The organism is Burkholderia sp. Ac-20379, from assembly GCF_017104645.1.
GTDB lineage: Bacteria > Pseudomonadota > Gammaproteobacteria > Burkholderiales > Burkholderiaceae > Burkholderia.
Window position 1 is genome coordinate 1 of record NZ_JAAGPF010000046.1, and the last position, 26,213, is coordinate 26,213.

Annotated in this window: 24 protein-coding genes and 1 pseudogene; 20 read left to right on the forward strand and 5 right to left on the reverse strand. The window is 66.4% G+C overall.

Annotated elements, in window-relative coordinates:
• From G3N92_RS09000 to G3N92_RS09010, 3 genes and pseudogenes are all read left to right on the forward strand, one after another.
• Window positions 1–262: pseudogene (locus G3N92_RS09000) on the forward strand (alpha/beta hydrolase); the annotation flags it as partial.
• 112 nt (window positions 263–374) lie between these two features.
• Window positions 375–1,004, forward strand: a complete 630-nt coding sequence (locus tag G3N92_RS09005) for a glutathione S-transferase family protein (protein WP_206127116.1) — start codon at window positions 375–377, stop codon at window positions 1,002–1,004.
• A 143-nt stretch (window positions 1,005–1,147) separates the two neighbouring features.
• Complete coding sequence (locus G3N92_RS09010) at window positions 1,148–1,354, forward strand: hypothetical protein (RefSeq protein ID WP_206127117.1); 207 nt, start codon at window positions 1,148–1,150, stop codon at window positions 1,352–1,354.
• A 141-nt stretch (window positions 1,355–1,495) separates the two neighbouring features.
• On the opposite strand, the gene proP is transcribed toward G3N92_RS09010, so the two are convergent.
• Entirely contained in the window at window positions 1,496–2,977 is a 1,482-nt protein-coding gene (gene proP, locus G3N92_RS09015; RefSeq protein ID WP_206127118.1) for a glycine betaine/L-proline transporter ProP, read from the reverse strand.
• Window positions 2,978–3,598: 621 nt separating this feature from the next.
• Here proP and G3N92_RS09020 point away from each other — a divergent pair.
• Window positions 3,599–3,931: a YnfA family protein gene (locus G3N92_RS09020; RefSeq protein ID WP_206127119.1), complete on the forward strand. Its 333-nt coding sequence runs from the start codon at window positions 3,599–3,601 to the stop codon at window positions 3,929–3,931.
• Between the two features lie 13 nt (window positions 3,932–3,944).
• Here the strand turns inward: G3N92_RS09020 and dnaQ are convergent, their stop codons facing one another.
• The 3 genes from dnaQ to G3N92_RS09035 all read right to left on the reverse strand — a co-directional run bounded on the left by dnaQ (window position 3,945) and on the right by G3N92_RS09035 (window position 5,998).
• On the reverse strand, window positions 3,945–4,676 hold the full coding sequence (dnaQ, locus tag G3N92_RS09025) for a DNA polymerase III subunit epsilon (RefSeq protein ID WP_206127120.1): 732 nt from the start codon (window positions 4,674–4,676) through the stop codon (window positions 3,945–3,947).
• Between the two features lie 72 nt (window positions 4,677–4,748).
• The gene (gene rnhA / locus G3N92_RS09030; protein WP_206127121.1) at window positions 4,749–5,189 is read right to left on the reverse strand and encodes a ribonuclease HI; all 441 of its coding nucleotides are present in this window, start codon (window positions 5,187–5,189) and stop codon (window positions 4,749–4,751) included.
• Window positions 5,186–5,998, reverse strand: a complete 813-nt coding sequence (locus tag G3N92_RS09035) for a class I SAM-dependent methyltransferase (RefSeq protein ID WP_206127122.1) — start codon at window positions 5,996–5,998, stop codon at window positions 5,186–5,188. The genes rnhA and G3N92_RS09035 overlap by 4 nt, the downstream gene beginning before the upstream one ends.
• 19 nt (window positions 5,999–6,017) lie before the next feature.
• Between G3N92_RS09035 and gloB the strand changes: the two genes are divergently transcribed.
• The 9 genes from gloB (at window position 6,018) to G3N92_RS09080 (ending at window position 16,674) form a co-directional block, all read left to right on the forward strand.
• Complete coding sequence (gloB, locus tag G3N92_RS09040; protein WP_206127123.1) at window positions 6,018–6,824, forward strand: hydroxyacylglutathione hydrolase; 807 nt, start codon at window positions 6,018–6,020, stop codon at window positions 6,822–6,824.
• A gap of 182 nt (window positions 6,825–7,006) precedes the next feature.
• A complete protein-coding gene (locus tag G3N92_RS09045) occupies window positions 7,007–7,204 on the forward strand; it encodes a hypothetical protein (RefSeq protein WP_206127146.1) in 198 nt (65 codons plus the stop codon).
• Window positions 7,140–8,711 (forward strand): transglycosylase SLT domain-containing protein, encoded by a 1,572-nt coding sequence (locus tag G3N92_RS09050; protein ID WP_206127124.1) that lies wholly within the window; start codon window positions 7,140–7,142, stop codon window positions 8,709–8,711. Before G3N92_RS09045 ends, G3N92_RS09050 begins: the two co-directional genes overlap by 65 nt.
• Window positions 8,712–8,855: 144 nt before the next feature.
• Complete coding sequence (locus G3N92_RS09055) at window positions 8,856–10,085, forward strand: MFS transporter (protein ID WP_206127125.1); 1,230 nt, start codon at window positions 8,856–8,858, stop codon at window positions 10,083–10,085.
• Between the two features lie 350 nt (window positions 10,086–10,435).
• Window positions 10,436–11,581 carry a glutamine-hydrolyzing carbamoyl-phosphate synthase small subunit gene (carA, locus tag G3N92_RS09060; protein ID WP_206127126.1) on the forward strand — a complete coding sequence of 382 codons (1,146 nt, stop codon included), beginning with the start codon at window positions 10,436–10,438 and terminating at the stop codon, window positions 11,579–11,581.
• Window positions 11,582–11,600: 19 nt separating this feature from the next.
• Window positions 11,601–12,275, forward strand: a complete 675-nt coding sequence (leuE, locus tag G3N92_RS09065) for a leucine efflux protein LeuE (RefSeq protein ID WP_206127127.1) — start codon at window positions 11,601–11,603, stop codon at window positions 12,273–12,275.
• A gap of 51 nt (window positions 12,276–12,326) precedes the next feature.
• The gene (gene carB / locus G3N92_RS09070; protein ID WP_206127128.1) at window positions 12,327–15,581 is read left to right on the forward strand and encodes a carbamoyl-phosphate synthase large subunit; all 3,255 of its coding nucleotides are present in this window, start codon (window positions 12,327–12,329) and stop codon (window positions 15,579–15,581) included.
• A gap of 117 nt (window positions 15,582–15,698) precedes the next feature.
• Complete coding sequence (greA, locus tag G3N92_RS09075; RefSeq protein ID WP_206127129.1) at window positions 15,699–16,175, forward strand: transcription elongation factor GreA; 477 nt, start codon at window positions 15,699–15,701, stop codon at window positions 16,173–16,175.
• Window positions 16,176–16,191: 16 nt separating this feature from the next.
• On the forward strand, window positions 16,192–16,674 hold the full coding sequence (locus tag G3N92_RS09080) for a DUF4149 domain-containing protein (protein ID WP_206127130.1): 483 nt from the start codon (window positions 16,192–16,194) through the stop codon (window positions 16,672–16,674).
• Between the two features lie 111 nt (window positions 16,675–16,785).
• On the opposite strand, the gene G3N92_RS09085 is transcribed toward G3N92_RS09080, so the two are convergent.
• Complete coding sequence (locus G3N92_RS09085; RefSeq protein ID WP_206127142.1) at window positions 16,786–17,334, reverse strand: YhbY family RNA-binding protein; 549 nt, start codon at window positions 17,332–17,334, stop codon at window positions 16,786–16,788.
• A 225-nt stretch (window positions 17,335–17,559) separates the two neighbouring features.
• On the opposite strand from G3N92_RS09085, the gene G3N92_RS09090 reads away from it, so the two are divergent.
• From G3N92_RS09090 to pstA, 7 genes are all read left to right on the forward strand, one after another.
• A complete protein-coding gene (locus G3N92_RS09090) occupies window positions 17,560–18,222 on the forward strand; it encodes an RlmE family RNA methyltransferase (protein WP_206127143.1) in 663 nt (220 codons plus the stop codon).
• Window positions 18,223–18,390: 168 nt separating this feature from the next.
• A complete protein-coding gene (gene ftsH, locus G3N92_RS09095) occupies window positions 18,391–20,280 on the forward strand; it encodes an ATP-dependent zinc metalloprotease FtsH (protein WP_206127131.1) in 1,890 nt (629 codons plus the stop codon).
• 77 nt (window positions 20,281–20,357) lie between these two features.
• A complete protein-coding gene (gene folP, locus G3N92_RS09100; protein ID WP_206127144.1) occupies window positions 20,358–21,239 on the forward strand; it encodes a dihydropteroate synthase in 882 nt (293 codons plus the stop codon).
• 24 nt (window positions 21,240–21,263) lie between these two features.
• Entirely contained in the window at window positions 21,264–22,619 is a 1,356-nt protein-coding gene (gene glmM, locus G3N92_RS09105) for a phosphoglucosamine mutase (protein ID WP_206127132.1), read from the forward strand.
• 569 nt (window positions 22,620–23,188) lie between these two features.
• Window positions 23,189–24,220 carry a phosphate ABC transporter substrate-binding protein PstS gene (pstS, locus tag G3N92_RS09110; RefSeq protein ID WP_206127145.1) on the forward strand — a complete coding sequence of 344 codons (1,032 nt, stop codon included), beginning with the start codon at window positions 23,189–23,191 and terminating at the stop codon, window positions 24,218–24,220.
• 110 nt (window positions 24,221–24,330) lie between these two features.
• On the forward strand, window positions 24,331–25,311 hold the full coding sequence (gene pstC / locus G3N92_RS09115; RefSeq protein ID WP_206127133.1) for a phosphate ABC transporter permease PstC: 981 nt from the start codon (window positions 24,331–24,333) through the stop codon (window positions 25,309–25,311).
• Window positions 25,308–26,204, forward strand: a complete 897-nt coding sequence (pstA, locus tag G3N92_RS09120; RefSeq protein WP_206127134.1) for a phosphate ABC transporter permease PstA — start codon at window positions 25,308–25,310, stop codon at window positions 26,202–26,204. The genes pstC and pstA overlap by 4 nt, the downstream gene beginning before the upstream one ends.
• The last annotated feature ends 9 nt before the right edge of the window (window positions 26,205–26,213 follow it).

Below are 26,213 nucleotides of genomic sequence, written 5' to 3' on the forward strand. Positions count from 1 at the left end.
CCGGGTGGCGGCGGCCGGCCGCGAAATGCGCGCCGGCTTCGACGCCTATCGCGGTCCGCTGCTGGCCTACGCCATCGAGGACGATCCGTTCGCGCCGCCGGCCGCCGTGGCGGCGCTGCACCGGCGCTTCACCGCCGCCGACGTCGAATTCCGCACCATCGCGCCGCATCCGGGCCAGCGCCCGATCGGTGCAATCGGCTACTTCCGCGACGACAACCGCGCGCTCTGGCCGTCGCTGGCCGCCTGGTTCGGCGCGCGCTGAGCAGCGGCGGCGCACGGCCGCTCGCCGCTGGCGCATCGCGATCGGCGCTGGCGCGATGCGGTGCGAGGCTGCTACAGTCGTCGATCCCGCCCTCAACCGGAGTGAGTGACAGATGAAGCTGATTGGAATGCTGGATTCTCCGTACGTTCGCCGCAGCGCCGTGTCGGCCAAGCTGCTCGGGTTGTCGTTCGAGCACCTGCCGCTGTCGGTGTTTCGTCATTTCGACCAGTTCAAGGCCGTGAACCCGGTCGTGAAAGCGCCGACGCTGCTGACCGACGACGGCACGATGGTGCTCGACTCGTCGCTCATCGTCGACTATCTCGATCATCTCGTCGAGCCGGCCAAACGGCTGATGCCCGAGGACGCCGCCGCGCGGCTGCGCGCGATCGAGCTGATCGGCCTCGCGCTGGTTGCGGCCGAGAAGACGGTGCAGGTGGTGTACGAGAACAACATGCGCCCCGACGAGAAGGTGCACCGGCCGTGGCTCGACCGCCTGGTCGAACAGCTCGGCGCCGCTTACGACGCGCTCGAGAAGCGCATGCTCGGCACCACCGGCTGGCTGCTCGGCGAGCGCATCACCCAGGCCGACGTGACGGTGGCCGTGGCGTGGCGCTTCACGCAGGTGATGCGTGCCGAGCACCGCGATCTCGCTGCCGTCGACGCCGAGCGCTATCCGAGCATCGCCGCGCTGTCGGCCCGCGCCGAGGCACTGCCGGAATTCATCAGCACGCCGGGCGATTGAGCCGGGCACGCGTGGCACCGGCGCGGCGGCGCGGTCGATTGTTCGTGCAGGCCAACAACTGACTTCGTGTGCAACGCATTTATCGGCGGGCTGCCGATTCGTAGAATTCGTCGGGTCCGTTCATCGTCCCGCTGGAGCCCGTCATGCGCACCCTCATCGAAAACCGCCTGTATCACCCGTCCGTCGTGCTGCCGATGGTGTCGCTGATGCAACTGATGGTGACGCACGATTTCAACCTGAGCCAGGTCGGGTTCGTGGTGGCGGGGCGCGGAATGCGGGCCGTGGTCGAGCGCTCGCGCTCGTTCGTGACCTGCATGGCCTGCCGGCACGGCGGTTGCACGGCGCATTGAAGCCTGCCTCGACCGGCGCCGGACACGCCCGCACCCCCGCCTCGGCGGGGGTGTTCGTTTTTGGGCGCCCGGAAACGACAACGCCGCGCCGGCTCCTGGGAGCCGGCGCGGCGTCGGGAACGACGAGAGGGCTTGCGCGCCTTAAGCGCGGGCCGCCGAGACGTTCGGGTAGGCGTCGTTGTTCTCTTCCGACGCCTGTTCGCGCAGCTCGCGAACCAGGGCATGCGCCTCGCGGCGCGACGCCACGGCCGGCGGCGAACCGGCCAGCGGCTGACGGGCCGTTTCACGCAGGGCCAGCACCGAGATCGCACCGATCACGGCGGCGGCCATCAGGTAGTACGCCGGCATCATCAGGTTGCCGGTGCGTTCCACCAGCCAGGCCGTGACCAGCGGCGTCGTACCGCCGAACAGCGACACCGAGATATTGAAGCCGATCGCGAGCGCGCCGTAGCGGATCTCGGTCGGGAACAGCGCCGGCAGCGCCGACGGCATCACGCCGCAGAAGCACGACAGCATCACGCCGAGGATCATCAGGCCGCCGAACACCGGCAGCATCTCGCCCGTGCGGATCATCATCAGCGCCGGAATCGACAGCACCAGCAGGCCCACGCAACCGGCCAGCATCACCGGCTTGCGGCCGACCACGTCCGACAGGCGGCCCGCGCCGATCGTCATCGGAATCATCAGCACCATCACCAGCAGCACGAGCACCAGGCCGTGCGTTTCGTCGAAGTGCAGCGTCGACGACAGGAAGCTCGGCAGATACGACAGCGCCATGTAGTCGGTCACATTGAAGATCAGCACGAGGCCCACGCACAGCAGCATGGCGCGCCAGTGCTTGCCCAGCGTGTCGCGGAACTTGACCTTCGGCAACGCCTTGTCCTGCGCCTCGCGCAGTTCGGCCTGCTTCTTGAACGCCGGCGTTTCCTCGAGCTTCATCCGGATGTAGAGGCCGACGATGCCGAGCGGGCCCGCCACCAGGAACGGCACGCGCCAGCCCCAGGACATCAGCGCGTCGTGCGGCAGCAGCGCGGTGAGCAGCGTGACCACGCCCGCGCCGAGCACATAGCCGATCAGCGTGCCGCACTCGAGAAAGCTGCCCATGAAGCCGCGGCGCTTGTCGGTCGAGAACTCGGCGATGAAGGTGGCCGCGCCGCCGTATTCGCCGCCGGTCGAGAAGCCCTGCACGAGGCGGGCGACCAGCAGGAGGATCGGGGCGAGGATGCCGATCGAGTCGTAGCTCGGAATCAGGCCGATCGAGAACGTGCCGAGCGCCATCATGATCATGGTCATGGCGAGCACGCGCTGGCGGCCGATGCGGTCGCCGAGCGGGCCGAACACCATGCCGCCGATCGGGCGCACCACGAATGCGGCCGCGAACGTGCCGAAGGTGGCCAGCAACTGCGCGGACGGGTTGCTCGACGGGAAGAACACGTGGCCGAGCGTGACGGCGATATAGCTGTAGACGCCGAAGTCGAACCATTCCATCGCATTGCCGATGGCCATCGCGCGCACGGCGCGCTTCAGGAGGGATTGATCGACGACGGTGATGTCGTTGACGGTGACGGGGGCGTCGCTGGACGACGCGGAGACAGCGGAAGGGCTGACGTGTGATGCAGTCAAGGTGGAGGCTCCTTTGACAGCGGACGATGCGTATGCCGGGAGGCGCGAACATCGCCACGGTTTGCCGAGGAGCGCAACGGCGTGGCAGCACGGACGTCGGACGCACAAAGACGCCGAGATCGGACGGGGCCGCATGCGGCGCGCCAGTGGCCGCCGCGTCGATGCGCTCATGAGATTGCCGCCGGGCTGGCCTGACAAGGGGGACCGACGGCGACCGGTGCGCGGCGTGGCGCCTGCGACCGGTAACGAAACCCTGGAAAGGGCGTTGAAACGAAGCAGGTGGGCCGGAAACGGCTGCCTGCCTGTGATCCATATTTTTTCGTGCGACGAAGCGGTGGCGGGAACCCCGCGTACGCTTGTTGCGCAAACAAAAATGAACGAAGTAGATAATTGAAAGAGCAGCTATAGTATCACGATCGCAGGAGATCGTGCAAATTGCCGGCCGGGCCCCGTCCGGCGGGGGATTCGCGGGCGATAATCCGCGGGGCGCCGGCGGCGCGCGCGGGCGCGTCGCAGCGGCTGTTCCCGTCTGTCGGCCGAGCCGCCGCGCCGCGTTGTCCGCCCGATTCTTATCCGCCACCATGGGCCGCCGCGAGCGGCCTTTTTATTGCTTCCCGACCCATGCCCGACCTGATCAAGATCGCCGGATTGTTCGTGCTCACCGCGCTTGCCGAAATCGTCGGCTGCTATCTGCCGTGGCTGGTGCTCAAGGAGGGGCGCAGCGCGTGGCTGCTGGTGCCCGCGGCCGTGTCGCTGGCGCTGTTCGCCTGGCTGCTGACGCTGCATCCGTCGGCCGCGGGCCGGACTTACGCGGCCTACGGCGGCGTGTATATCGCGGTGGCGCTCGGCTGGCTGCGGGTGGTGGACGGCGTGCCGCTGACACGCTGGGATGCGGCCGGCGCCGCGCTGGCGCTGGCCGGGATGGCGGTGATCGCCCTTCAGCCGCGCGGCTGAAGGGGCAGGCGGGTCAGGCCGCCGGGGCGGCCGGCTCGGGCTCGGCGCGCCAGACGCAGGTGCCCTTGACCGACTTGTCGAGCTCGTCGAGCTGGGCTTGATGCGCGGCCAGTTCGTCGTCGCTGGCGGCCAGCACCGGCAGCGCCAGCGAGGCCAGCGCGACGCGCGATCCGCCGCCCGCGCCGCCTTCGTCGTCGCCATCGCCGAGCATGTCGATCACGAGGCTTTCCTGGCCGCGCGTCATCGCCAGATAGACCTCGGCCAGCAGTTCCGAGTCGAGCAGCGCGCCGTGCAGCGTGCGGTGTGCGTTGCTGATGCCGAAGCGGTCGCACAGCGCGTCGAGCGAATTGCGCTTGCCCGGGAACATCTGCTTGGCCTGCACCAGCGTGTCGATCACGCCGTCGCAGTGCTTCATCAGCGGCGGCAGGTGCACGCGGTCGAATTCGGCGTCGATGAAGCCGATGTCGAACGGCGCGTTGTGGATGATCAGCTCGGCGCCGCGCACGAAATCGCAGATCTGCTGGGCCACTTCGGCGAACTTCGGCTTGTCGCTGAGGAATTCGGTGGTCAGGCCGTGCACGGCCAGCGCGCCCGGATCGCTGTCGCGCTCGGGGTTCACGTAGAAGTGCAGATTATTGCCGGTCAGCCGGCGGTTCAGCATTTCCACGCAGCCGATTTCGATGATGCGGTCGCCGGTGCGGGCATTCAGGCCGGTGGTTTCGGTGTCGAGGATGATCTGGCGCATGTCGGTGATTCAGTGAGGCCGGCGCGCGGGCCGGCAGGGGCGAAGACGGAAGGGAAGCAGGGCGGGGCCGCGTTACGACAGCGACTCGACGCCGCGGTTGGCCAGTTGATCGGCGCGCTCGTTCTCGGCGTGCCCGGCGTGGCCCTTAACCCAGCGCCATTCGATCTCGTGGCCGGCCACCAGCGCGTCGAGCTGCTTCCAGAGGTCGGCGTTCTTGACGGGCGTCTTGGCGGCCGTCACCCAGCCTTTTTTCTTCCAGCCGTGGATCCATTCGCTGATGCCTTTCTGCACGTATTGCGAATCGGTGTGCACGACCACCTTGCAGCGGCGCTTGAGCGCTTCGAGCGCCTTGATCACGGCGAGCAGCTCCATGCGGTTGTTGGTGGTGCCGGGCTCGCCGCCGAACAGTTCCTTTTCTTGGTCGCCGAAGCGCAGCAGCGCGCCCCAGCCGCCGGGGCCGGGGTTGCCCTTGCAGGCGCCGTCGGTATAGATGTCGATCGATTGCAACGTCATGAATGCTCTTGATGGGTGGTAGGGGTCGCGGCCGGGGCGAGCGCCGGCGCGCGCGCCGGCTTGCGAACCCGGATCGGGCCGACCGGGCGCATCTCGCGCACCCGCTTGACGGCCGTGACCATGTAAACAGCGCCGAAGATCGGCCACCAGCGGTCGCCGGCCGCTTCCATGAAGGCGTAGCGCGACATCCACTTGTCGGTGACGAGCGGCGGGCGGTAGCAGCCGAAGCGGCCGCGCTCGATGTCGAAACCGAGCAGCTTCATCCAGTCCTTCAGGCGGATGAACGCGATCGGATCGCGCGCGGCCGGCACGAACGGGCGCTTCGCGATGCGTCCGACCGATTGCCGCGCGCCCCACAGGCTCAGCGAATTGAAGCCGGTGATCACGAGCCGGCCTTCCGGCATCAGCACGCGCTCGGCTTCGCGCAGCAGGCCGTGCGGGTCGGCCGTGAATTCGAGCGTGTGCGGCATCACGATCAGGTCGACGCTCTGCGATTCGAACGGCAGATCGAGCAGGTCGCACCAGACGGTGCTGCGGCCGACCGGCGCATGATGCGGGCCGGGCGGATCGCCGGCCCACGGAAAGCGGAACGGCGCGCTGGCGCCGCTGGCCGGATCGAGCACCAGGCCGCGGCCGGGCATGCGGTTCTCGCGCAGGGAGTCGAGCTGGGGCAAGCCCAATTGCAAGGCGTGGAAGCCGAACACGTCGGACACCACGCGGTCGAGCTGGGCCTGTTCCCACTCGAGCACGTAGCGGCCGGGCGGCGAAGCGCTCCAGGCGGGCCAGTCTATAATCGGACGGTCTGACATATCGATTGAGTGCGCGCCCATGAACGAGCTGGAATACGTGCCGGTGCCGGCATTTGATGACAACTATATCTGGCTCGTGTCGGATGGCAGCGACGCGATCGCCGTCGATCCGGGCGACGCCGCCCCGGTGCGCCGTTATCTCGACGCGCGGGGCTGGCGGCTAGCCGCTATTCTACTCACCCACCATCATGCCGACCACGTCGGCGGCGTCGCGGCGCTGCTCGGCGACCCGAAGCAGGGCGGCCCGGTGCCTGTCTACGGCCCCGCCGGCGAGGACATCGTGCAGGTCACGGCGCCGCTCGCGGGCGGCGCGCGCGTGACGATCGGCAAGCCGGCGCTCGAGTTCACGGTGCTCGACGTGCCGGGCCACACGCGCGGCCATATCGCGTTCTATCAGGCAGCCGGCGCGGCGAACCGCGCGCCGCATCTGTTCTGCGGCGATACGCTGTTCTCGTGCGGCTGCGGCCGCTTGTTCGAGGGCACGCCGGCGCAGATGCTGGCCTCGCTCGACGCGCTGGCCGCGCTGCCGGGCGAAACCCAGGTGCACTGCGCGCACGAATACACGCTGTCGAACATCCGCTTCGCGCTGGCCTGCGAACCCGGCAACACCGAACTCGCCGCCTGGCGCGACGACGCCCAGGCGCGCCGCGCGCGCGGCGAGCCCACGCTGCCCACCACCATCGCCCACGAGCGCGCCGTCAACCCGTTCCTGCGCGCCGGCAGCCCGGCGATCGCCGCGACGCTCGAGGCCGAGTTGCACGAGGCGCCGGCCGACCGGCTTGCCGCCTTCACGCTGATGCGCGAGTGGAAGAACCGCTTCCGCTGATTCCGCCGCGGTCCTGGCCCGCCGTCGCACCCGCCTTCGCGCCCGTTTTCGCCGCTGCCGGCGGCGAGGCCGCCGCTTCCGATGACGGCGGCCCGTGCGCAACAATTCTCAACGTTCGGATCGCGCGAACCGGCGCATGATCGAGCGAGCGCGTTCAGAAAACGCCTGATCCGACTCAGCCAATGCTCAAGCTGAATCTGGAGAATGCGCCCCAAATACCGGATTTATTGGCATTTTTCGGCGTTTTTATTGACGCGATGCTCGGGCCACCTTACTATCGCCTGCAATTTTCAGCCGTTGGAAGCCGAGATTTACATGCGATTTCTGATCAGTGCGATGTTGGTCCTGTTGTTGGCCGCGTGTGCGAGCCCCGGGCCTGACGTCCCCGCCGCCGCCGCCGCTTCCAATCCGCAAGCCGCCTCCGATTTTCTCCGCAAGTCCGCCACCTCGAAGGAAACCGTCGACGTCGACAAGCAGTCGGTCGGCGATCTGACGACCAAGGATTCCGATCTGTGGGCGCGCATTCGCCGCGGTTTCCAGATGCCGGATCTGCAGAGCGACCTCGTCGACATGCAGACGACCTGGTACACCGAGCGTCCCGATTACGTGCAGCGCATGACCGAGCGCTCGCAGAAGTACCTCTATCACATCGTCGAGGAGCTCGAGGCGCGCAACATGCCGACCGAGCTGGCGCTGCTGCCGTTCATCGAATCGGCCTACAACCCGCAGGCGCTGTCGGTGGCGAAGGCGGCCGGCATGTGGCAGTTCATTCCCGGCACCGGTCGCACCTACAACCTCAAGCAGAACATGTGGCAGGACGAGCGGCGCGACGTGCTGGCCTCCACCAGCGCGGCGCTCGACTATCTGTCGCGCCTGCATGACATGTTCGGCGACTGGTATCTGGCGCTGGCCGCCTACAACTGGGGCGAGGGCAACGTGCAGCGCGCGATCGCGCGCAACCAGGCGGCCGGTTTGCCGACGGATTACCAAAGCCTGCGCATGCCGAACGAGACGCGCAACTATGTGCCGAAGCTCCAGGCGGTCAAGAACATCATCGCGAATCCGCAGCAGTACGGCCTGACGCTGCCCGATATTCCGAATCACCCGTACTTTGTCACGGTCACGACCTCGCACGACATCGACGTCAAGATGGCCGCCCAGTTGTCGGGCCTGTCGCTCGAGGAATTCAAGGCGCTGAACCCGTCGTTCTCGAAGCCGGTGATCGTCGGCGCGACGCAGCCGCAGATCCTCCTGCCGTTCGACAACGCGTCGCAGTTCGAGAAGGGCCTGAAGAGCTACGGCGGCCAGTTGTCGTCGTGGACCACCTACACGGTGACCGAGCGCTCGCGCCCGGCGGCGATCGCCGAGAAGATTGGCGTGGACGCCGACACGCTGATGGCCGTCAACAAGATTCCGGCCGGCATGCGCCTGAAGCCCGGTTCGACGATCGTCGTGCCGCGCGGCGACGACGACGACGAGGACATCAGCGCCGACGTCGCCGAGAACGGCGCGCTGGCGATGGAGCCGGACGTGCCCGACACGCGCAAGATGCTGATCCGCGTGCGCCGCAAGCAGACGATGGCGTCGCTCGCCAGCCGCTACGGCGTGTCGGTCGGCCAGTTGCACGCCTGGAACCGCACGCGCCGCGACATGGTGATGCCGGGCCAGACGATGGTGCTGCATGTGCCGGTGGGCCGTTCGGTGCCGGCCGAGCCCGGCCCGGAGCGGATCGCCACCTCGACGGGCGGCGCCCGCATCGAGCGCGCCAGCCTGCACGCAGGCGGCAAGGCCGTGCGTCGTGCGCCGGCCAAGGCTGCCGCCAAGCAGCCGGCTCGCAGCAGCAAGCCTGCTGCCAAGGCTGTCTCGCACAAAACCAAGAAGAAATAACGCGAATCGGTCGACGCGTGCGAGGGGCATTCGCCCGATTCGCCGCGCGTCGCTTATGATCCCGCTCCCACGCCGTCACCGAGGTGACGGCGTTTTCGTTTGGCGTGGCCGCTTGCGAGTGCGGGCGGCGGTTTCGAGGTGCTTATGTCTTCCGTGAAGCTGCGCGTGTTCGTGCTGTTTTCGCTCGGTTATTTCGTGTCCTACGTGTTTCGTGGCGTCAATCTTGGCTTCGCGCCGCTGATCACGCACGACCTCGGGCTGTCGGCCGCCGATCTCGGTCTGCTGACGAGCCTGTATTTTCTCGGCTTTGCCGGCGCGCAGATCCCGGCCGGCGTGCTGCTCGATCATTTCGGGCCGCGCCGCGTGACGGCCGCGATGCTGCTGTTCGCGGCGGCCGGCATCGGCGTGTTCGGCATGGCGCATGGCATCGGCGCGATGATGGCCGGCCGGCTGCTGATCGGCGTGGGCGTGTCGGTATGCCTGGGCGCGGCGTTCAAGGCGATCGCCGAACAGTTCGCGCTGGCGCGCCTGCCGCTCGTCAACGGCTTCGTGATGGCGGTCGGCGGCTTCGGCGGCGTGGCGGTGGGTTCGCCGCTGGCCTGGACGCTCGGTTTCATGGGCTGGCGCGCCGTGTGCGCGGCGCTGGCCGTCTTCACCGTGGCGGTGGCCGCGCTGATCTGGCTCGGCGCGCCCGACGCGGCGCGCACGCACCGCCAGGCCAGTATCGCGAGCCAGTTCAAAGGCACCTGGCACATCCTGTGCAGCCCGGCGTTCTGGAAGATCGCGTCGTTCTCGGTGGTGACGCAGGGCGTGTTCTACGCGATGCAATCGCTGTGGGTCGGCGCCTGGATGCGCGACGTGATGGGCCTCGCGCCGCACGAGGCGGCGGCGCTGGTGTCGGTGATCGGCCTGGCGATGATGGCCGGCAGCGTGGGCACCGGCGCGGCGGCGCGCCTGCTGGAGCGGCACGGCGTGTCGGTCTATGCGTTCTGCGGGATCGGCATGGGCTGCTTCGTGTTGACCCAGATCGCCATCATGTTCGGCGCGCCGCTGCCGGCCGTCGTGCTGTGGGCCGCCTACGGCGCGTTCGGCGGCATCGGCATCCTCAGCTACGCGATTCTGGCCGAGCATTTCCCCGTGCATCTGATCGGGCGCGCGAACACCACGCTGACGCTGGTGATCTTCCTGCTGATCTTCGGTTTCCAGCTGGGCGTCGGCGCGGTGCTGTCGCAATGGCCGACGCAGGGCGGGCACTACCCGCGCGCCGCGCATCTGATCGCATGGGGCGTGCTGGTGGCGCTGCAGATCGCCGGCGCGATCTGGTACGTATTGCCGGGACGGCCGCGGGCCGGCGCCAGAGGCGGCGCAGCGTGACGCCGAACGGGCAGGGCGCAGGTTTCGGCCGCCTGTCAAACCCCGCTTGTCAAACCCTTGTCACACAAAGCCGGGTAAGTCAGATTTGAGATAGACGGGTTTTCGCGCTATAATTTGAAGGTTTGTGCAATTCAACCCCGCACCCTAGCGCCTACCTCCAAATCCCCGTCTTCCGCCGCCTGCCGCCCGGTACGCGACGCCGCCGAATGCAGCCCGCGCTTTCAGACAGCGCGCGCGTTCCTGGCGCGTCTTCCGGGTGAGCCAAGCGAGTGCCGGCGACCGCCTCCCAGGAGGCGAACCGGCCGCAGGTCGACAGGTCGGCAGCAAGGGTGTCCCCCAAGGAGCCTCCCGTGTTGCCGTCTTTTTCTCCCGCCTTGCTCGCACTCGCCGACGGCACGGTGTTTCGCGGTTATTCGATTGGTGCGGCCGGCCATACGATCGGCGAAGTCGTGTTCAATACCGCGATCACCGGCTATCAGGAAATCCTGACCGACCCGAGCTATGCGCGGCAGATCGTCACGCTCACGTATCCGCACATCGGTAATGTCGGCGTGAACCGCGAAGACGTCGAAGCCACCCAGGTTCACGCAGCCGGCCTGATCATCCGCGATCTGCCGGTGCTCGCCTCGAACTTCCGCATGGATCAGACCCTCGACGCGTACCTGCGCGCCGAAGGCGTGGTCGCGATCGCCGGCATCGATACCCGCAAGCTGACCCGCGTGCTGCGCGACAAGGGCGCGCAGGGCGGCTGCATCCTGGCCGGTTCCGACGACGAAGCGAAGGCGATCGAGCTGGCGCGTTCGTTCCCGGGCCTGGCCGGCATGGATCTGGCCAAGGTCGTCTCGACCGACAAGCCGTTCGCCTGGAAGCAGACCGAATGGCGCCTCGAAGGCGGCTACGGCGAACAGGCCGCGCCGCGCTACAAGGTCGTCGCGTACGACTTCGGCGTGAAGTACAACATCCTGCGCATGCTGGCCGAACGCGGCTGCGACGTGACGGTGCTGCCGGCGCAGGCCAGCGCGGCCGACGCGCTCGCGCTGAATCCGGACGGCGTGTTCCTGTCGAACGGCCCCGGCGATCCGGAGCCGTGCGACTACGCGATCGCGGCCGCCAAGGAATTCATCGAGCGCGGCGTGCCGACCTTCGGCATCTGCCTCGGCCACCAGATCATGGGCCTCGCGGTCGGCGCCAAGACGCTGAAGATGAAGACCGGCCACCACGGCGCGAACCACCCGGTCAAGGATCTGACCGACGGCCGCGTGGTGATCACGTCGCAGAACCACGGTTTCGCGGTCGACGCCGATTCGCTGCCGGCCAACGCACGCGCCACGCACGTCTCGCTGTTCGACGGCACGCTGCAAGGCTTCGAGCTGACCGACAAGCCGGCGTTCTGCTTCCAGGGCCACCCGGAAGCCTCGCCCGGCCCGCACGACATCGGCTATCTGTTCGACCGCTTCACGGCGTTGATGGACAAGGCCAAGGCGCACGGCGCCTAAGGAACGGAGAAGGCGCATCATGTTCGGTCATGCACTCGGCATCACGGATTTCTGGACCTACGTCGTCGGCGTGGTGTTCATCATTCTGCTGCCCGGTCCGAATTCGATGTACGTGCTGTCGCTCGCGGCGCAGCGCGGGGTCAAGGCCGGCTATCGCGCGGCGTGCGGCGTGTTCGTCGGCGACACCGTCCTGATGGTGTTGTCGGCGGCCGGCGTCGCGTCGCTGCTGAAGGCCAACCCGCTGCTGTTCTCGGTCGTCAAGTACGGCGGCGCCGGCTATCTGTTCTACATCGGGTTCAACATGCTGCGCAGCGGCTGGCAGGCCTTGCGCGCCGCGCGCAGCGGCGCCCCCGTCGCCGCGCCGGCCGCGAAGGCGCGCCCGGTGGACGGCGAGCGGCCGTTCCGCAAGGCGCTGATCGTCAGCCTGCTGAACCCGAAGGCGATCCTGTTCTTCATTTCGTTCTTCATCCAGTTCGTCGATCCGACCTACCGTTATCCGGTGGTGTCGTTCGTCGTGCTGGGCGCGATTTCGCAGTTCGCGAGCTTTCTGTATCTGAGCACGCTGATCTTCGCGGGCGCGCGTCTTGCCGAACAGTTTCGCCGCCGCCGCAAGCTCGCGGCGGGCGCGGCGAGCGGCGTGGGCAGTCTGTTCATCGGCTTCGGCCTCAAGCTCGCATTCGCGACGATCCGATAACCGACTCCGCCGCCGCCACGCATTCACGATTACTTATTGAATATTCGAGCCATGCCAAAACGCACAGACATCAAAAGCATCCTCATCATCGGCGCCGGCCCGATCATCATCGGCCAGGCGTGCGAGTTCGACTACTCGGGCGCGCAGGCATGCAAGGCGCTGCGTGAAGAGGGCTACAAGGTCATCCTCGTCAACAGCAATCCGGCGACGATCATGACCGACCCGAATACGGCCGACGTCACCTACATCGAGCCGATCACCTGGGAAGTGGTGGAGCGCATCATCGCCAAGGAGCGCCCGGACGCGATCCTGCCGACGATGGGCGGCCAGACCGCGCTGAACTGCGCGCTCGACCTGCACCACCACGGCGTGCTGGAGAAATACAAGGTCGAGCTGATCGGCGCGTCGCCGGAAGCGATCGACAAGGCGGAGGACCGTCAGAAGTTCAAGGACGCGATGACCAAGATCGGTCTCGGTTCGGCCAAGTCGGGCGTGGCGCATTCGATGGAAGAAGCGCTGCAGGTGCAGGCGCAGATCGCCGCGCAAACCGGCGGCAGCGGCTATCCGACCGTGATCCGTCCGTCCTTCACGCTGGGCGGCTCGGGCGGCGGCATCGCTTACAACCGCGAGGAATTCGAGGAAATCTGCAAGCGCGGCCTCGATCTTTCCCCGACCCGCGAGCTGCTGATCGAGGAATCGCTGCTGGGCTGGAAGGAATACGAGATGGAAGTGGTTCGCGACCGCGCGGACAACTGCATCATCGTCTGCTCGATCGAAAACCTCGACCCGATGGGCGTGCACACCGGCGACTCGATCACCGTCGCGCCGGCCCAGACGCTGACCGACAAGGAATACCAGATCCTGCGTAACGCCTCGCTCGCGGTGCTGCGCGAGATCGGCGTCGACACCGGCGGCTCGAACGTCCAGTTCTCGATCAACCCGAAGGACGGCCGCATGGTCGTCATCGAAATGAACCCGCGCGTGTCGCGTTCGTCGGCGCTGGCCTCGAAGGCCACCGGCTTCCCGATCGCGAAGGTCGCGGCGAAGCTGGCCGTCGGCTACACGCTCGACGAGCTGAAGAACGAAATCACGGGCGGCCAGACGCCGGCCTCGTTCGAGCCGACGATCGACTACGTCGTCACGAAGATCCCCCGTTTCGCGTTCGAGAAGTTCCGCGAAGCCGATTCGCGCCTGACCACGCAGATGAAGTCGGTCGGCGAAGTGATGGCGATCGGCCGCACGTTCCAGGAATCGTTCCAGAAGGCGCTGCGCGGCCTCGAAGTGGGCGTCGACGGCCTCGACGAAAAAACCACCGACCGCGACGAGATCGTCCGCGAGATCGGCGAGCCGGGCCCGGACCGCATCTGGTACGTCGGCGATGCGTTCCGCGTCGGCATGACGGCCGAGCAGATCTTCGAGGAAACCGCGATCGACCCGTGGTTCCTGGCGCAGATCGAGCAGATCATCCTGAAGGAAGCGGCGCTGCGCGGCCGCACGCTGGCCAGCCTGTCGAAGGAAGAGCTGTTCTACGTCAAGCAGAGCGGCTTCTCGGATCGCCGCCTCGCGACGCTGCTCGGCGCGAGCGCGGCCGACGTGCGCACCCGCCGTCTCGAACTGAACGTGCGCCCGGTCTACAAGCGCGTGGATACCTGCGCGGCCGAGTTCGCCACCAAAACCGCCTACATGTACTCGACCTACGAGGAAGAGTGCGAGGCGGCGCCGACCAACAACAAGAAGATCATGGTGCTGGGCGGCGGCCCGAACCGGATCGGCCAGGGCATCGAGTTCGACTACTGCTGCGTGCACGCGGCGCTCGCGATGCGCGAGGATGGCTATGAAACCATCATGGTCAACTGCAACCCGGAAACGGTGTCGACCGACTATGACACGTCCGACCGCCTGTACTTCGAGCCGCTGACGCTCGAAGACGTGCTCGAAGTCGTCGACAAGGAAAAGCCGGTCGGCGTGATCGTGCAGTACGGCGGCCAGACGCCGCTGAAGCTCGCGCTCGATCTCGAAGCCGCGGGCGTGCCGATCGTCGGCACCTCGCCGGACATGATCGACGCCGCCGAAGATCGCGAGCGCTTCCAGAAGCTGCTGCAGGATCTGGGCCTGCGCCAGCCGCCGAACCGCACCGCGCGCGCCGAAGACGAAGCGCTGAAGCTGGCCGCGGAAATCGGCTACCCGCTGGTGGTGCGCCCGTCCTACGTGCTGGGCGGCCGCGCGATGGAAATCGTCCACGAGCCGCGCGACCTCGAGCGCTACATGCGCGAGGCCGTCAAGGTGTCGAACGATTCGCCGGTGCTGCTCGACCGCTTCCTGAACGACGCGATCGAATGCGACGTCGATTGCATCTGCGACGGCGAAGCCGTGTTCATCGGCGGCGTGATGGAGCACATCGAACAGGCGGGCGTCCACTCGGGCGATTCGGCCTGCTCGCTGCCGCCGTACTCGCTGTCGCAGGCCACCGTGGCCGAGCTGAAGCGTCAAACCGGCGCGATGGCCCGCGCGCTGAACGTGGTCGGCCTGATGAACGTGCAGTTCGCGATCCAGCAGGTGCCGCAGGCGGACGGCTCGAAGGAAGACATCATCTACGTGCTCGAAGTGAACCCGCGCGCCTCGCGCACGGTGCCGTACGTGTCGAAGGCCACGAGCCTGCCGCTCGCGAAGATCGCGGCGCGCGCGATGGTCGGCCAGAAGCTCGCCGATCAGGGCGTGACGAAGGAAATCGATCCGCCGTACTTCAGCGTCAAGGAAGCGGTGTTCCCGTTCGTCAAGTTCCCGACCGTCGATCCGGTGCTCGGACCTGAAATGCGTTCGACCGGCGAAGTGATGGGCGTGGGCCAGACGTTCGGCGAAGCGCTGTTCAAGTCGCAGCTCGCGGCCGGTTCGCGCCTGCCGGAATCGGGCACGGTGCTGCTGACCGTGATGGACGCCGACAAGCCGAAGGCCGTCGAAGTCGCGCGCATGCTGCACGACCTCGGCTACCCGATCGTCGCCACGCGCGGCACGGCTGCCGCGATCGAGGCGGCCGGCGTGCCGGTCAAGGTCGTCAACAAGGTGAAGGACGGCCGTCCGCACATCGTCGACATGATCAAGAACGGCGAGATCGCACTCGTGTTCACGACCGTCGACGAGACGCGCGCGGCGATCGCCGATTCGCGTTCGATCCGCATGAGCGCGCAGGCGCAGAAGGTGACGTACTACACGACGATGTCGGGCGCGCGCGCGGCAGTCGAAGGCCTGCGCTACCTGAAGGACCTCGAAGTCTATGATTTACAAGGCCTTCACGCTCGCCTAAACTAAGCCGTCGGGTTTTTCCCAGGCACCACAGGCCGCGATTAGGCGGCGTTTCCGGTTCACCGGAAATGCGCTTAATCGCGGTGATTTTTTTTATGCCCGTTTTTTGTTATTGAGCCGTTTATGAGCACCATTCCGTTGACCAAGCGTGGCGCCGAACAACTGCGCGAGGAACTGCAGCGCCTGAAATCGGTCGAGCGTCCGTCCGTGATCAATTCGATTGCCGAAGCGCGCGCGCAGGGCGACCTGTCCGAAAACGCCGAATACGACGCCGCGAAAGAAAAGCAGGGTTTCATCGAGGGCCGGATCGCCGAGATCGAATCGAAGCTGTCGGCCGCGCAAGTCATCGATCCGTCCGTGCTCGACGCGGAAGGGCGCGTCGTGTTTGCCGCCACCGTCGAGCTCGAAGATCTCGCCTCGGGCGACACCGTCAAATACCAGATCGTCGGCGACGACGAAGCCGATATCGACCACGGCCTGATTTCCATCAGCTCGCCGATCGCGCGTGCGCTGATCGGCAAGTCGGAAGGCGACGTGGCCGCCGTGCAGGCCCCGAGCGGCGTGCGCGAGTACGAGATCATCTCGGTCAGCTACATCTGATTCCGGGAGCGTTCCGATGCGCAACGCGCCCCGGTTGTTCCGTTTTCTCTCCACCGTCTGGGCCGGCAGCCTGCTGACGATCGGTTATGCGGTCGCGCCGGTGCTGTTCACCACGCTCGATCGCGTGGCGGCGGGCGGCGTGGCCGCGCGCCTGTTCCGGATCGAGGGCCTGATCGGCCTGGTGTGCGGCATCGTCATGCTGCTGATCGCGAACGCGCGCGTGCGCGCGGGCGAGCGCGACTATCGCCGGCTGCGTGCGATCGTCGGCGCGATGCTGCTGTGCGTGCTGCTCGGGTATTTCGCGATCGAACCGTTCATGGATGCGATGCGCCTGGCCGCGCAGGCGGCGGGCACCGATGTCGGCCATTCGGAATATGCAAGCCGTTTCGGCATGCTGCACGGCGTGTCGAGCCTGTTCTATCTGGTCGAAAGCGTGCTGGGCATCTGGCTGGTGTGGCGCGTGTCCGCCGCGGGCGAAGCGCGCGCTTCGGGCGCCTGAACGTTGCGCGTCTGAACGTTGCGACAAGCGCCGCGAGGCGTGAAGCGGCGGGGCAGGGCGCCCCGCGCGGCTGTCGCACCGGCCGCCTTGCGGCCGGCTACGGCACGATATTTATTTGTCGTTCTGGAACGGGCGCTTCGTGCTTTGCTGGCGCTTCTTGGCGCGCTTGACCGTGCCGCCGGCCGTCACGCGCTCGTTGCCGCGCACGACCACCTTGGTTGCCCGCGGCTTGCGCACCGGGCTGGCATCGGGCGAGTGCTTGACCACTTTCACGACGCGCGGTGCGCGGCCGCCCTTGCTTTCCGGTTCGCCGGCAGCGCGCTGCATGGCCGCTTCGCGAGCGCTCGGCGGGCCGCGACGGCCGCGGGCCGGCGCCACTTCGGCCTGCTCGGGGCGCCAGATCACCAGCAGCTTGCCGATATGCTGGATCGGCGCGGCGCTCAGGCGGTCGCAGATTTCTTCGTAGATGGCGATGCGGGCGTCGCGTTCGTCGCCGAACACGCGGATCTTGATCAGCTGGTGCGCGGCCAGGTGGACCTTGATCTCGGCCAGCACGGCGTCGGTCAGGCCTTCGGCGCCGATCAGCACGACGGGCTTCAGCGCGTGGGCTTGGGAACGCAGCGCGGAGCGCTCGACAGGGGAAAGCGAAAGGGCGGGCATCGGAACTCTTGAATCAATAGATCGGCGCGCCGCGTGGGCGCGCTCGAAAACCACGTAAAATCGCTGCGGGACCGCCATCGAGGCGTCTGCCGCGCGAACAAGACGCGTATTATCCGCCAAAAGCCCGGGCTGACGGAACCATTGCACGATCGGCGCCCTGCATTGGGCGCTTCGATCGGCGAACGGTCCCGGCTCTGTGGTATTTGGCCGACATTTTTCCTCCGCATGGCAAAGAACCGATTCAACCATTCGTGGCTGCACGACCATATCAACGATCCGTACGTCAAGCTGGCGCAACGGGAAGGCTATCGCGCGCGCGCGGCCTACAAGCTCAAGGAAATCGACGAGCAGGACAAGCTGATCCGCCCGGGCCAGGTGATCGTCGATCTGGGCTCGACGCCGGGCAGCTGGAGCCAGTACGTGCGCAACAAGCTCGCGCAGGGCAAGCAGCGCGACGCGCAACGTGATGGCGGCATCGACGGCACGATCATCGCGCTCGACATGCTGCCGATGGAGCCGATCGCCGACGTGCACTTCATCCAGGGCGATTTCCGCGAGGACGAGGTGCTGCACCAGCTCGAAGAAGTGCTGCAAGGCCGTGTGGTCGACCTTGTAATTTCGGACATGGCACCCAATCTGTCCGGCGTGGCGACTGCGGATGCGGCACGGATCGAACACGTTTGCGATCTCGCGCTCGAATTTTCGCAGAACCATCTCAAACCGGATGGCGCCTTGTTGGTGAAATGCTTTCACGGCACCGGCTACAGCCAGATCGTCGAGAAATTCAAGCATCAATTCCGCACGGTCGCGCCGCGCAAGCCGAAAGCCTCGCGAGACAAATCGTCGGAAACGTTTATTTTGGGTCGGAATCTGAAACATCCGCGCTGACGGATGCGGCGGGCGCCGCAGGCCAGCCGGGAGCCTTGCCGGCCATGGGATTTGCCTATTGAAGCGTTTGGCGAAGCTTATGGCGACGGGCTACGGACTGGATTAGAATGCCTCAGGAGCGCTGCAAGAAAAATGTAGGCGCTCGTCTATGAGTGAAGGAGTGGTGCTTTGAACAACAATATGTTATCGAAAGCGGCAGTGTGGCTCGTGATCGCACTGGTGCTGTTTACCGTGTTCAAGCAGTTCGACAAGCCCCGCGTCCAGGAAGGTGTGTCGTATTCGCAGTTCATGGACGACGCCAAGGGCGGCAAGATCAAGAACGTGATCGTGCAGGGCCGCAACCTTACCGTCACTCCGGCAGAAGGCCAGAAATACCAGATCGTGTCGCCCGGCGACATCTGGATGGTCGGCGACCTGATGAAGTACGGCGTCCAGGTGAGCGGCAAGGCTGACGACGAACCGAACGCGCTGGTGTCCGCGCTGTATTACCTCGGGCCGACGCTGCTGATCATCGTGTTCTGGTTCTACATGATGAGGCAGATGCAGGGCGGCGGTAAGGGCGGGGCGTTCTCGTTCGGCAAATCGCGCGCGCGTCTGATCGACGAGAACAACAACGCGGTGAACTTCTCCGACGTCGCAGGCTGCGACGAAGCGAAGGAGGAAGTGTCCGAGCTGGTCGACTTCCTGCGCGATCCCCAGAAATTCCAGAAGCTGGGCGGGCGCATCCCGCGCGGCGTGCTGCTGGTCGGCCCTCCGGGTACCGGCAAGACGCTGCTCGCCCGCGCCATCGCCGGCGAGGCGAAGGTGCCGTTCTTCAGCATCTCGGGTTCGGACTTCGTTGAAATGTTCGTCGGTGTCGGCGCGGCACGTGTGCGCGACATGTTCGAACAGGCCAAGAAGCACGCACCGTGCATCGTGTTCATCGACGAAATCGACGCGGTCGGCCGCCATCGCGGCGCCGGCATGGGCGGCGGCAACGACGAGCGCGAGCAGACGCTGAACCAGATGCTGGTCGAGATGGACGGCTTCGAGGCGAACTCGGGCGTCATCGTGATCGCCGCCACCAACCGTTCCGACGTGCTCGACAAGGCGCTGCTGCGCCCGGGCCGTTTCGACCGCCAGGTGTATGTGGGCCTGCCGGACATCCGCGGCCGCGAGCAGATCATGCGCGTTCACCTGCGCAAGGTGCCGATCTCGAACGACGTCGACGCGGCCGTGCTGGCACGCGGCACGCCGGGCTTCTCGGGCGCCGATCTGGCCAACCTCGTCAACGAAGCGGCGCTGTTCGCCGCCCGCCGCGGCAAGCGTATCGTCGAAATGCAGGATTTCGAAGACGCGAAGGACAAGATCTTCATGGGTCCGGAGCGCAAGTCGGCCGTGATCCGCGAGGAATCGAAGCGCGCCACGGCTTACCACGAAGCGGGTCACGCCGTGGTGGCCAAGCTGCTGCCGAAGGCCGATCCGGTTCACAAGGTCACGATCATTCCGCGTGGCCGTGCGCTGGGCGTGACGTGGCAGTTGCCCGAGCACGACAACGAAACGTATTCGAAGGATTACCTGCTCGACCGTCTCGCGATCCTGTTCGGCGGCCGCGTGGCCGAAGAGCTGTTCATGAACCTGATCAGCACCGGCGCGTCGGACGACTTCAACAAGGCGACGCAAACGGCGCGCGCGATGGTCACGCGCTTCGGCATGACCGATGCGCTCGGGCCGATGGTGTACGCCGACGACGAGAACGACGGCGGCCCGTTCGGCAAGGGCTTCACGCGTGCCATCTCGGAAGCGACGCAGCAGAAGGTCGATGCCGAAATCCGCCGCGTGATCGACGATCAGTACAGCCTCGCTCGCCGCCTGCTCGACGAGAACCGCGACAAGGTCGAGGCCATGACGGCCGCGCTGATGGAGTGGGAAACGATCGACGCCGATCAGATCAACGACATCATGGCGGGCCGCCCGCCGCGCTCGCCGAAGAACAGCGGCAACGTGCCCCCGGCCAGCGATCCGTCGGGTGGCGCGGGCGCCGAAGTCAAGCCGGGTAGCGCGACTGCGCCGGCATAATCTCGCTACGAGATCTCATGAACGGGCCGGTGTGATTCACACCGGCCCGTTTTGTTTTCGCCTTCGGATGTTCCGTGTTGACCGATACCGCTTCCCTCGCACCGCCGCTGCAATGCGGCCGTTTCACCTTGACGTTCGACCGTCCGCTCGTGATGGGCATCCTGAACGTCACCCCCGATTCCTTTTCCGATGGCGGCCGCTACGTGGCCCGCGACGCCGCGCTGCGCCAGGCCGAGCAGATGCTGGCCGACGGCGTGGATCTGATCGACATCGGCGGCGAGTCGACGCGCCCCGGCGCGCCGCCCGTGCCGCTCGACGAGGAGCTGGCGCGCGTCGTGCCGATCGTCGAAGCGCTGCACGGCATGAACGTGCCGCTCTCGATCGATACCTACAAGCCCGACGTGATGCGCGCCACGCTGGCCGCCGGCGCGGACCTGATCAACGATATCTGGGGCTTCCGGCAGGCCGGCGCGATCGATGTCGTGAAGGACAGCGCCTGTGGGCTGTGCGTCATGCACATGCTCGGCGAGCCGCAGACGATGCAGATCGGCGAGCCGAACTATCTTGACGTCGTCTCGGAGGTGAGACATTTTCTTGCTGAGCGCGCGGCGGCATTTGTCGCGGCAGGGATCGCACCGGCGCGCGTCAGCGTCGACCCGGGGTTCGGGTTCGGCAAGGCGACCATCGAGCACAATTACGCGTTGCTGGCGCGGCTGCCCGAAACGGCGCCCGCGCGCCCGGACGGGCAGCCTTACCCGGTGCTGGCCGGCATGTCGCGCAAGTCGATGCTCGGCGCGCTGATCGGCAAGCCGCCCGCCGAGCGGGTGGCCGCGAGCGTGGCGGCGGCGGTATGCGCCGCCGAACGCGGCGCGGCCATCATTCGCGTCCACGACGTCGCCGCGACGGTGGACGCGCTGAAGATCTGGAGCGCCGTGCGCGACGCGGCACGGCGCGCGTAAGCACATACAAGGAGGATTGCATTCATGGGACGTCGTTATTTCGGTACGGACGGCATTCGTGGCGAAGTCGGCCAGGGCCCGATCACGCCCGAGTTCGTGCTGCGGCTCGGCTATGCGGCGGGCAAGGTGCTGGCGCGCTCGAACGCGCGCGGCACCACCGGCCGCCCGACGGTGCTGATCGGCAAGGACACGCGCGTCTCGGGCTACATGCTCGAGGCGGCGCTCGAAGCGGGCTTCTCGGCGGCAGGTGTCGACGTGATGCTGGCCGGCCCGATGCCGACGCCGGGCGTCGCCTACCTGACGCGTGCGCTGCGCCTCGCGGCCGGCGTGGTGATCAGCGCCTCGCACAACCCGTATCACGACAACGGCATCAAGTTCTTCTCGGCCGACGGCAACAAGCTGCCCGACGAGACCGAAGCCGAAATCGAATCCTGGCTCGACAAGCCGCTCGCCTGCGAGCCGTCCGATGGCCTCGGCAAGGCGCGCCGTCTCGACGACGCGAACGGCCGCTACATCGAGTTCTGCAAGAGCACGTTCCCGGCCTCGTACGACCTGCGCGGGCTGAAGCTGGTGGTCGATTGCGCGCACGGCGCGGCGTACCAGATTGCACCGCACGTGTTCCATGAACTGGGCGCCGATGTCGTGCCGATCGGCGTGAAGCCGAACGGCTTCAACATCAACGACAAGGTTGGCGCCACGGCGCCCGACGCGCTGATCGAAGCCGTCAAGGAAAACGGCGCGGATCTCGGCATCGCGCTCGACGGCGACGCCGACCGCCTGCTGGTGGTCGATTCGAGCGGCCGCCTGTTCAACGGCGACGAGCTGCTCTACGTGCTGGTGCAGGATCGCATCGCCACCGACGGCAAGGTGCCGGGCGCGGTCGGTACGCTGATGACGAACCTGGCGGTCGAGGTGGCGCTGCAGAAGCTCGGCGTGCCGTTCGTGCGCGCGGCCGTCGGCGATCGCTACGTGCTCGAGCAGTTGCGCGAGCACGGCTGGCAGCTCGGCGCGGAAGGCTCGGGCCACATCCTGTCGCTCGATCGCCATTCGACCGGCGACGGCATCGTCTCGGCGCTGCTGGTGCTGGCTGCGCTGACGCGCAGCGGCAAGACGCTGGCGCAACTGCTGGAAGGCGTCGAACTGTTCCCGCAGACGCTGATCAACGTGCGCATGAAGGCCGGCGCGGATTGGAAGGGCGAGGCGTCGATCCAGGCCGCGATCGCCACGGCCGAGCGCGAGCTGGGCGAAAGCGGGCGCGTGCTGATCCGCGCCTCGGGCACCGAGCCGGTGCTGCGCGTGATGGTGGAAGCGCGCGATGCGGCCGATGCCCAGCTTCACGCCGAAACGATCGCCGCGGCGGTACGGGCCGCGACGGCCTGACGAGCCGCACGGTTCGACAGCAAGGGCGGCGCGTGCGTCGCCCTTTTTTATTGGCCGCGCGCGGCGTGCCGATAGCGCGCCACCTTGTCGCAGGACGCAAAAAAAGCGCGGATCGGCCGAAAAAACGCCGGGCTCCGCAATTCCTCAGATGAAAACGTTTACCCGCAATAGCGCTTTGATTGCGGATCGAGCGCGATTTCTTCCGTAATGGCCTGAAGAAATCGTTTGCATCGGCAAAAACCTTCCGTTTCGTGACATTTCGACTACTGTGGATGAGCGCTGCCGCACGCGCCGGACAGCGCGAACAATCGCGCCGTTCGATGCGCGATTTCGATGCATGCACGGAATCGGATCGCGCGACATCGCTTCGCCAGCCGTGCCGCCGGCCGGCCGCGAAGCCTTGCCGGGCGGGGCGCGAGCGGCGAGGCCCAGCGGCCGGGCAGGGCGGGCCGCAGCTTTCGGTCTGTCATGTTGCTGTCATATCAGGTTCATCAATTGTCACATTACTGTCATGGGTACCCCCTAATCTTCGCGGTGCCGTAGTCATCCGCTCACACACTGGAGGTCTCATGAAGTTGATGCAAACTGCGTTCGCTGGCTTGGCTGGCGCGCTCTTCGCTGTTGCCGCTCACGCAGCCGACATCACTGGCGCTGGCAGCACGTTCGCTGCACCGATTTACACGAAGTGGGCAGCGGAATACAAGAACGCCGCCAACGCTCAAGTCAACTACCAAGGCATCGGTTCGTCGGGCGGCCTGAAGCAGATCATCGCCAAGACGGTCGATTTCGCAGGTTCGGACGCTCCGCTGAAGGACGACGAGCTGGCCAAGGAAGGCCTGTTCCAATTCCCGACGGTCATCGGCGGCATTCTGCCGGTCGTCAACATCCCGGGCATCAAGGCCGGTGAAATCGTTCTGTCGGGCGAAGTGCTCGGCGACATCTACCTCGGCGCCATCACGAAGTGGAACGATCCGAAGATCGCCGCTCTGAACCCGAAGGTCAAGCTGCCGGATCTGGACGTCGCCGTGGTGCGCCGTGCCGACGGTTCGGGCACCTCGTTCATCTGGACGAACTACCTGTCGAAGGTCAACGCCAACTGGAAGGCCAAGGTCGGTGAAGGCGCAACGGTCAACTGGCCGACGGGTACGGGCGGCAAGGGCAACGACGGCGTCGCAGCCTTCGTGCAACGCCTGCCGGGCTCGATCGGCTATGTCGAATCGGCCTACGCGACGAAGAACCACATGATCTACGTCGACCTGAAGAACTCGTCGGGCAGCGTCGTGACGCCGGATGCCAAGTCGTTTGCCGCTGCTGCTGCCGGCGCCGACTGGTCGAAGTCGTTCTACCAGATCCTGACGGACGAGCCGGGCAAGAACGCATGGCCGATCGTCGGCGCAACGTTCGTGCTGCTGCACACGAAGCAAGACAAGCCGGAGCAAGGCGCGGAAGTGCTGAAGTTCTTCGACTGGGGCTTCAAGAACGGCGGCAAGGCTGCAACGGATCTCGACTACATCTCGCTGCCGAAGTCGGTGACGGATGAAATCCGCAAGCAATGGAAGGTGAAGGTGACCGACGCAGCCGGCAAGCCGGTCGCGCAGTAAGCCTCAAGTAGCAAGCAAGTCGTGGTCGCGCCGTCCGGCATGTGTCGGGCGGCGCGGTGCAGTATCGGCGAGGCGGCATGCGCCGCCTGCCACTGAACATTCAGGCACCCATGTCCGACATTCCTCTCTCGTCACGTCCCGCCGCAGGCCAGATGCGCGCGCCGGGCCGGCTCGGCGACGTCATCTTCGGCGGTCTCGCGCGCATTGCCGCGATCGTGACCTTGCTGGTGCTCGGCGGCATCATTATTTCGCTGCTCATCGCGTCGTTGCCGACTATCGAGAAGTTTGGCCTCAGTTTCCTCTGGCGGTCCGAATGGGACCCCAACGCCGATGTCTACGGCGCCCTCGTGCCCATCTACGGCACGATCATCACGTCGATCATTGCCCTTGTGATCGCAGTGCCCGTCAGCTTCGGCATCGCGCTGTTCCTGACCGAGCTGTCGCCGGTCTGGCTGCGCCGCCCGCTCGGCATCGCGATCGAACTGCTCGCCGCCATTCCGTCGATCGTGTACGGCATGTGGGGCCTGCTCGTATTCGCGCCGATCTTCGCCGAATACTTCGAGCGCCCGCTCGGCCAGTTCTCGAAGCATATCCCGGGCCTCAGCGCGATCTTCTCGGGCCCGCCGATCGGCATCGGCCTGCTCAGCGCCGGCGTGATCCTGGCGATCATGATCATCCCCTACATCGCCTCGGTGATGCGCGACGTGTTCGAAGTCACCCCGGTCCTGCTGAAGGAATCGGCGTACGGCATCGGCTGCACGACCTGGGAAGTGATGTGGAAGATCGTGCTGCCGTTCACCAAGACCGGCGTGATCGGCGGCGTGATGCTCGGCCTCGGCCGCGCGCTCGGCGAGACGATGGCCGTCACGTTCGTGATCGGTAACACGAACCTGCTCGACAACGTGTCGCTGTTCTCGTCGGGCAACAGCATTACCTCGGCGCTCGCGAACGAATTCGCGGAAGCGGCGCCGGGCCTGCATACCTCGGCACTGATGGAACTGGGCCTGATCCTGTTCGTGATCACCTTCGTCGTGCTGTCGATCTCGAAACTGATGCTGCTGCGTCTCCAGAAGTCGGAAGGCAAGAAATGAGCGAACGCGTCCTGAACATTCCGGGCGGTCAGTCCGGCGCCGCACTCGAGGCGATGCGCGGCAAGCTGCAGGCGCGCCGCAAGCGCACCAACGCCGTCGCGCTGACCTTCTCGCTGGCCGCGATGGTCTTCGGCCTCGTCTGGCTGGTGTGGATTCTCTACACGACGCTGCACCTCGGTATCGGCGGCCTGTCGATGGATCTGTTCACGCAGTCCACGCCGGCGCCGGATACCGATGGCGGCGGTCTCGCCAACGCGATCGTCGGCAGCCTGCTGATGGTCGTGCTGGGCACCGTGGTCGGCACGCCGATCGGCGTGATGGCCGGTGTCTATCTGGCCGAATACGGCCAGAAGAACCTGCTGGCCAGCACGATGCGCTTCATCAACGACATCCTGCTGTCGGCGCCGTCGATCGTGATCGGCCTGTTCGTCTACGCCGTCGTGGTGGCCCCGTCGGGCCGCTTCTCGGGCTGGGCCGGCGTGATCTCGCTGGCGCTGCTGCAGGTGCCGATCGTGATCCGCACCACCGAAAACATGCTGAACCTGGTGCCGAACGCACTGCGCGAAGCCTCGTTCGCGCTCGGCACGCCGAAATGGCGCATGGTTCTGACGATCACGCTGCGCGCGTCGATCGCCGGCATCATGACGGGCGTGCTGCTGGCGGTGGCCCGGATCGCCGGCGAAACCGCGCCGCTGCTGTTCACGGCGCTGTCGAACCAGTTCTTCTCGCTCGACATGAGCCGGCCGATGGCCAACCTGCCCGTCACGATCTACAAGTTCGCGATGAGCCCGTTCGCACAGTGGCAATCGCTGGCCTGGGCAGGTGTGTTCCTGATTACGCTGGGGGTGCTGGGATTGAATATCCTGGCGCGCTCGATCTTCTCGAAAAAGTAACGGCGGAGC

What these genes read in the sequence shown, in the direction of transcription:
- rnhA (WP_206127121.1), bottom strand. Translation starts at nt 5,189, where the DNA reads ATGACGTTGCAATCGATCGACATCTATACCGACGGCGCCTGCAAGGGC.
- pstC (WP_206127133.1), top strand. Translation starts at nt 24,331, where the DNA reads ATGTCCGACATTCCTCTCTCGTCACGTCCCGCCGCAGGCCAGATGCGC.
- G3N92_RS09005 (WP_206127116.1), top strand. Translation starts at nt 375, where the DNA reads ATGAAGCTGATTGGAATGCTGGATTCTCCGTACGTTCGCCGCAGCGCC.
- pstA (WP_206127134.1), top strand. Translation starts at nt 25,308, where the DNA reads ATGAGCGAACGCGTCCTGAACATTCCGGGCGGTCAGTCCGGCGCCGCA.
- dnaQ (WP_206127120.1), bottom strand. Translation starts at nt 4,676, where the DNA reads ATGCGCCAGATCATCCTCGACACCGAAACCACCGGCCTGAATGCCCGC.
- G3N92_RS09055 (WP_206127125.1), top strand. Translation starts at nt 8,856, where the DNA reads ATGTCTTCCGTGAAGCTGCGCGTGTTCGTGCTGTTTTCGCTCGGTTAT.
- greA (WP_206127129.1), top strand. Translation starts at nt 15,699, where the DNA reads ATGAGCACCATTCCGTTGACCAAGCGTGGCGCCGAACAACTGCGCGAG.
- G3N92_RS09010 (WP_206127117.1), top strand. Translation starts at nt 1,148, where the DNA reads ATGCGCACCCTCATCGAAAACCGCCTGTATCACCCGTCCGTCGTGCTG.
- pstS (WP_206127145.1), top strand. Translation starts at nt 23,189, where the DNA reads ATGAAGTTGATGCAAACTGCGTTCGCTGGCTTGGCTGGCGCGCTCTTC.
- G3N92_RS09085 (WP_206127142.1), bottom strand. Translation starts at nt 17,334, where the DNA reads ATGCCCGCCCTTTCGCTTTCCCCTGTCGAGCGCTCCGCGCTGCGTTCC.
- glmM (WP_206127132.1), top strand. Translation starts at nt 21,264, where the DNA reads ATGGGACGTCGTTATTTCGGTACGGACGGCATTCGTGGCGAAGTCGGC.
- leuE (WP_206127127.1), top strand. Translation starts at nt 11,601, where the DNA reads ATGTTCGGTCATGCACTCGGCATCACGGATTTCTGGACCTACGTCGTC.
- G3N92_RS09020 (WP_206127119.1), top strand. Translation starts at nt 3,599, where the DNA reads ATGCCCGACCTGATCAAGATCGCCGGATTGTTCGTGCTCACCGCGCTT.
- G3N92_RS09080 (WP_206127130.1), top strand. Translation starts at nt 16,192, where the DNA reads ATGCGCAACGCGCCCCGGTTGTTCCGTTTTCTCTCCACCGTCTGGGCC.
- G3N92_RS09045 (WP_206127146.1), top strand. Translation starts at nt 7,007, where the DNA reads ATGCTCAAGCTGAATCTGGAGAATGCGCCCCAAATACCGGATTTATTG.
- carB (WP_206127128.1), top strand. Translation starts at nt 12,327, where the DNA reads ATGCCAAAACGCACAGACATCAAAAGCATCCTCATCATCGGCGCCGGC.
- G3N92_RS09050 (WP_206127124.1), top strand. Translation starts at nt 7,140, where the DNA reads ATGCGATTTCTGATCAGTGCGATGTTGGTCCTGTTGTTGGCCGCGTGT.
- gloB (WP_206127123.1), top strand. Translation starts at nt 6,018, where the DNA reads ATGAACGAGCTGGAATACGTGCCGGTGCCGGCATTTGATGACAACTAT.
- G3N92_RS09090 (WP_206127143.1), top strand. Translation starts at nt 17,560, where the DNA reads ATGGCAAAGAACCGATTCAACCATTCGTGGCTGCACGACCATATCAAC.
- G3N92_RS09035 (WP_206127122.1), bottom strand. Translation starts at nt 5,998, where the DNA reads ATGTCAGACCGTCCGATTATAGACTGGCCCGCCTGGAGCGCTTCGCCG.